General features: G+C 69.9%; 3 protein-coding genes. 1 reads left to right on the top strand and 2 read right to left on the bottom strand.

The window, feature by feature from the left end:
* The coding region (locus tag ABZ646_RS44500) for an AAA family ATPase (protein ID WP_360532898.1) at positions 1–819 on the bottom strand (819 nt) is incomplete at its 3' end.
* Between the two features lie 407 nt (positions 820–1,226).
* Entirely contained in the window at positions 1,227–1,856 is a 630-nt protein-coding gene (locus tag ABZ646_RS44495; protein WP_360532895.1) for a malonic semialdehyde reductase, read from the bottom strand.
* Between the two features lie 262 nt (positions 1,857–2,118).
* On the opposite strand from ABZ646_RS44495, the gene ABZ646_RS44490 reads away from it, so the two are divergent.
* Positions 2,119–2,688 (top strand): alcohol dehydrogenase catalytic domain-containing protein (locus ABZ646_RS44490; RefSeq protein ID WP_360532892.1); only part of this gene is annotated, 570 nt, incomplete at its 3' end.

The following is a 2,688-nucleotide window of genomic DNA, read 5'->3' as shown; positions in this document are numbered from 1 at the left end:
GTGGCCGGTGCCGCCCGTCTGCTGATCGACGATCAGAGCACGTACGGCCAGCGGGTTGCCGCCGCTGACGGCGTACAGGTCGGCGGTGAGCCGGGGGGTGGCGGTGCACGGTCCGAGGAGCCGGGTGGCGAGCCTGTGCACGGCGGCTCGGCTGAGCGGGGCCAGAGGGACGCGGTGGACGTGAGGGCTCGGTGCGAGCCCGCCGAGGAGCGGTGAGCGCGGCCGGCGCATGGTCGGGTCGTCGGTGACAAGCACCAGGATGCGGGTGGAGTGCAGCCAGGCCACGACGCCCGCGAGGAAGTGTAAGGAGGGGGCGTCCACGTAGTGGGCGTTGTCGACACAGATCACCAGGGGGGTGCTTTCGGCCAAGTGGGCCAGTTCCACGGTGAGTTTCTGGAACGCGCCCGCGATCCGGGGGTCCGCGGCGTCCTGGGCCGCAGGGGCGGTGCCGCCGTGGAGGAGGGCGTGCTCGACCGCCGCGGCGAGCAGGGAGCGGAACGCCTCCCGGCGGGCCGGCGGGATGGCCAGGCCGTGGGAGAGCTGGGTCAGCACGCCGAACGGAAGCGCCTCTTCGCGCAGCGACGCGGTGGCCCGCAGGACGCGCGCGGTGCCGGGTTCCAGGGTCTCGAGGAACTCGTGGACCAGTCTGCTCTTGCCGCTGCCGAGCGGTCCCTCGACGACGACCAGCCGTCCTTTGCCGCCGGCGGCGTCCGCCAACGACGCGCGCAGCGCGGTCAGTGCGGCGTCGCGCTCGACCAGATCACGTCGGCCGGTGACGGCGGCCGTAGAATCGCGGCATTCTACAAAACCTAATGACATGCCAGCTCCCGACATTCCCTAGTGTTGTGCGGCCGCGAAGGGAACACCGCCGCTCGAACTGCTTGACGTACGGGCAGACGACAGCTGTGACGTTTCACGCCACGGCGAGAATGATGGAGGAAAAAGACAGGTAAAAACCGGAGTCTTTGTGGTGACGGTGTGTGATCAAGGCGCGGGTGGGCGCGCACCGAATGGGTGGGGGGACACCGAATGGGGACACCGAATGGGTGGGAGCAACTCTCGGAATCATGGATAAATCGCTGCGCACCGCAATGTCAAGCGTTTGAGTCGTACGTCACGAACTACTCCGGCTTCGCGCGCGGGCCGGGTGCGGCGGGGGAACGGGGCACTCGCGCCGAGTGTCCCGTTCTCTCGAAATGTCGGCGTCGTGCCGAGCTGATCCGCTGTCAGACCAGTTGCACGGCTTGCTCGTAGGACGGCCGCGCCCCCCGCTCGCGGAACGCGTCCTCGGCAGGGTGGCCGATGTTGACCAGCAGGATCGACTTCCACCGGCCGTCGGGGAAGAACTCCTCGTCGACGGCGTGCGCGTTGAAGCCGCCCATCGGGCCCGCGGCCAGGCCTGCGGCCCGCACGGCCAGCACGAAGTAACCGGCCTGGAGCCTGGCGTTGAGGTCCATCTGGGCCACCCGCAGGGCCTCGTTGGACTCCAGTATCGCCCGGAGCTCGGGGTTGGACGGGGCCAGGAAGGGGACGTACTCCGCGAACTGCGTGTCCGCCGCCAGCACCGCGGTGACCGGGGCCGATGCGGTCTGCTCACGGTTGGGCGGTGCCACGCCGTCGAGGAGTCGGCGCTTGCCGTCCTCGGTGCGGACGTAGAGGATCCGCAGCGGGTTGATATTCGCCGAGGTTGGAGCCCACTTGAAGAGTTCGTATATGGCCTTCAGGCGGTCGTCCCCGACCGGCTCGTCACGGAAGGCATAGGCCGTCTTCGCCTCGGTGAACAGTAATGCCTGTCCTTCGGGGGAAAGTGCGTACAAGCTCTGGTCCACTTCGGAGACCAGGGTGCTGTCCGACATGTCGAAATGCTCCTCTTTCATGGTACACGCGGTGCATGATTGCCTGGCACAGCGTACGCGTTCCACGAGCCCGTCCACAGGCCGAAACCCGCTGTTGTGAAGGGGGATTTGGCCGCTGCCGGAAGAAAATGGCGCAAGGCCATCGGTGCGATCTACCGCGGGCTGATCACACGTGGCAGGCTTGGCGCATGCGCCCGCCGACGATCCGCCGCCGCGACGAGTGGGCGGTCCTTTGAGGGCCGCCGTGCTGACGGAGCCCGGCGTGCTGTCCGTGACCTCCGTGCCGGACCCCGCGTGCGGTGCCGGAGAGGTGCTGATCAGGATGCGCGGCACCGGCCTGTGCGGCTCCGACCTCGCGGTGTACGCGGGACGGCGGCCCCCGCCGCGCCGGCCGTGGATCCTGGGCCACGAAGGCGCCGGCCGCGTGGCCGCGATCGGCGCGGGCGTCGAGGGCCTGACGGTCGGTCAGGACGTGGTCATCGAGCCGGACTACTGCTGTCTGACGTGCCCGCCGTGCCGGGAGGGACGGACGTCGGCCTGTGCCGGCCGGGCCGCGGTCGGGCTGACCGTGCCGGGGCTGCTGAGCGAGTACGCGGTGGCGCCGGTGGAGTTCGTGTGGCCGGTCGCGCCGGACGTGCCGCTGGAGGACCTGGTCTGCGTGGAGCCGGCGACCGTGGCATGGGCGGCGCTGCGCCGCTCGGGCATCACGCCCGGCCTCTCCTGCCTCGTGACCGGTGCCGGCTCGCAGGGCCTGCTGCTGTGCCGGGCACTGGTGGAGGAGAGCCCGGCGTTCGCGGCGGAGGTGGCCAAGGCCGAGAAGTCCCGCCCCGAG

Source organism: Streptomyces sp. NPDC007162, from assembly GCF_040634175.1.
Lineage (GTDB): Bacteria > Actinomycetota > Actinomycetes > Streptomycetales > Streptomycetaceae > Streptomyces.
This window is presented reverse-complemented; position numbering and strand designations above follow the sequence as displayed.

Excerpts from the sequence above, each read along its gene's own strand:
- ABZ646_RS44495 (WP_360532895.1), bottom strand. The coding sequence starts at position 1,856 with ATGTCGGACAGCACCCTGGTCTCCGAAGTGGACCAGAGCTTGTACGCA.